This is a genomic window from Flavobacterium cheonanense, assembly GCF_039539185.1.
GTDB lineage: Bacteria > Bacteroidota > Bacteroidia > Flavobacteriales > Flavobacteriaceae > Flavobacterium > Flavobacterium cheonanense.
The window spans coordinates 1-3,518 of record NZ_BAABCT010000004.1 but is presented as its reverse complement, the minus strand read 5'-3'; the positions used below and the strand labels follow the sequence as shown (position 1 = coordinate 3,518).

General features: G+C 37.1%; 1 protein-coding gene and 1 pseudogene. Both read left to right on the top strand.

The window, feature by feature from the left end:
• Positions 1–3,352 (top strand): HYR-like domain-containing protein (locus ABD766_RS08365; protein ID WP_344816248.1); only part of this gene is annotated, 3,352 nt, incomplete at its 5' end.
• A gap of 51 nt (positions 3,353–3,403) precedes the next feature.
• Positions 3,404–3,518, top strand: a pseudogene (locus ABD766_RS14955) (PorP/SprF family type IX secretion system membrane protein); the annotation flags it as partial.

Below are 3,518 nucleotides of genomic sequence, written 5' to 3'. Positions count from 1 at the left end.
TGTTTACAACTTCGTAGTAACTAATACGGGTAACGTAACTCTTACTAACATAACTGTAACTGACGTTAATGCGGTAGTAACTGGTGGTCCTTTAGCAACTCTTGCTGTAGGTGCTTCTAATTCAACTACATTCACTGCGGTTCACACTATTACTCAAGCTGACATTGATGCTGGTCAAATAGACAACTTAGCGACAGCTACTGGAACACCTCCTTCTGGACCTCCGGTAACTGGAACTTCTACTGATCCAACTCCTTGTACTAATTGTACTCCAATTGACCCAACTTGTACTACGTGTACTATAACACCTATAATTAATGCTGTTAATGACACATTCAATAATGTTTCATGTGATAATAATATAGTTATTGGAAACATTTTAAATAATGACACAATTGGAACTACATTAGTAAATACAAGTACTAATAGCCAAGTTAATTTAACAATCTTAACAGGTAGTTATCCAAATATTAGTATTGATAATAATGGAAATATTAATTTAACAAGTGGAATAGCTGTAGGTACATACACATTTACATACTCAATTTGTAGTGTAACGATACCAAACCTATGTGATCAAGCTTCTGTAACTATTAATGTTACTGATACAACTGATCCAACTTGGACAAGCTCTCTACCGCAAAATACAACTGTAGAATGTTCAGCAGTACCAACTGCTCCAACATTAACAGGTATTGACACTTGTGGTCTTGCTAATGTTACATTCAATGAAACAATAAACCCTGGATCTTGTGTTGGTAATTATACAATAATTAGAACTTGGACATTGACTGATGCATCAGGTAATGATATTACTCACGTTCAAACCATCACCGTTCAAGATACAACAGCTCCAAGTTTCGTAGAAGCTTTACCAGCTAATGTAACTGTAGAATGTTCAGCAGTACCAACAGCAGTAGTATTAACTGCAACTGACAACTGTGGAACTGCAACAATAGCTTACAACGAAGTAACTACAGCAGGAACATGTGCAGGAAGTTATACATTAACAAGAACATGGATTGCAACTGACCTTTGTGGATTAACTACAACTCACGTTCAAACCATAACTGTTCAAGATACAACAGCTCCGACATTCGTAGAAGCTTTACCAGCTAATGTAACAGTAGAATGTTCAGCAGTACCAACAGCAGTAGTATTAACTGCAACTGACAACTGTGGAACAGCAACAGTAGCTTACAACGAAGTAACTACAGCAGGAACTTGCGCAGGAAGTTATACTCTAACAAGAACATGGATTGCAACAGATCTTTGTGGATTAACTACAACTCACGTTCAAACCATCACTGTTCAAGATACAACAGCTCCGACATTTGTAGAAGCTTTACCAGCTAATGTAACTGTAGAATGTTCAGCAGTACCAGCAGCAGTAATATTAACTGCAACTGACAACTGTGGAACAGCAACAGTAGCTTACAACGAAGTAACTACAGCAGGAACATGTGCAGGAAGTTATACATTAACAAGAACATGGATTGCAACTGACCTTTGTGGATTAACTACAACTCACGTTCAAACCATCACCGTTCAAGATACAACAGCTCCAAGTTTCGTAGAAGCTTTACCAGCTAATGTAACAGTAGAATGTTCAGCAGTACCAACAGCAGTAGTATTAACTGCAACTGACAACTGTGGAACTGCAACAATAGCTTACAACGAAGTAACTACAGCAGGAACATGTGCAGGAAGTTATACATTAACAAGAACATGGATTGCAACTGACCTTTGTGGATTAACTACAACTCACGTTCAAACCATAACTGTTCAAGATACAACAGCTCCGACATTCGTAGAAGCTTTACCAGCTAATGTAACAGTAGAATGTTCAGCAGTACCAACAGCAGTAGTATTAACTGCAACTGACAACTGTGGAACTGCAACAATAGCTTACAACGAAGTAACTACAGCAGGAACTTGCGCAGGAAGTTATACATTAACAAGAACATGGATTGCAACGGATCTTTGTGGATTAACTACAACTCACGTTCAAACCATCACTGTTCAAGATACAACACCTCCAAGTTTCGTAGAAGCTTTACCAACTAATGTAACTGTAGAATGTTCAGCAGTACCAACAGCAGTAGTATTAACTGCAACTGACAACTGTGGAACAGCAACAGTAGCTTACAACGAAGTAACTACAGCAGGAACATGTGCAGGAAGTTATACATTAACAAGAACATGGATTGCAACGGATCTTTGTGGATTAACTACAACTCACGTTCAAACCATCACTGTTCAAGATACAACACCTCCAAGTTTCGTAGAAGCTTTACCAGCTAATGTAACTGTAGAATGTTCAGCAGTACCAACAGCGGTAGTATTAACTGCAACTGACAACTGTGGAACAGCAACAGTAGCTTACAACGAAGTAACTACAGCAGGAACATGTGCAGGAAGTTATACTCTAACAAGAACATGGATTGCAACAGATCTTTGTGGATTAACTACAACTCACGTTCAAACAATAACTGTTCAAGATACAACAGCTCCGACAGTAGTGACACCATTCCCAACTGTTTTAAATGCTACTTGTAGTGCAATTCCAGCAGTACCTCAATTAGTATTTACCGATGCTTGTTCAAGCACACCAATTACTGTTGTGACTAATGAAACAACTTCAACAGTTGCTTCTGACGGAACGTACACAATAGTAAGAACATGGACTGTAACAGATGCTTGTGGAAACGGAGATACATTTATGCAAACAGTTAATGTAACAATTCCAAACTATTTCCAAGTTCTTACAACTGATACTCAATGTACAGTTGATATTGATCTTGAAGTAGATGTATTATCAATCATTAACTTACAATTTGGTACACAACCAACTGGTGGTACATGGACTGATGTTAGTAGCTCAGGTGCTTTAGACTTCACAAATGGTGTGTTTACTCCGTTGAATTTAGCGAATGGAAGTTATATTGTTAGATATGAAACTAATGATCCGGATTGCCCAAGAGTATTTGAAGTGACAATTCCAGTTGATAAAGGAGTTTGTACTGTAGAAAATTGTGTTACTCTAAATATTTACAATGCAGTAACACCAAATGGAGATACTATGAATGATAGTTTTGTAATTGAAAACATTACTAACTTAGATTGTTACCCAGAGAATACTGTTGAGATATACAACCGTTGGGGAGTTAAAGTATTTGATACTACTAACTACGATAATAGAAACAGAGTATTTACAGGTTTATCTGAGGGACGTGGTACAGTTAATCAATCTGCAGAATTACCAACAGGAACTTACTTCTACATTTTGAAATACAAAACTATAGAAGGTAATTATGTAACTAAAAACGGCTATTTATACTTATCTAGATAATCCATAACAGAGGATATTTATTTATCCTCTGTTATTTATAACACCCAAAAAATGAGAACAAGAATAATACTTTTCGCTATGTTGTTAATGAGCCTTGTGAGTTATTCACAGCAAGATGCTCAGTACACTCAATACATGTACAACACGATTAATGTGAATCCTGCTT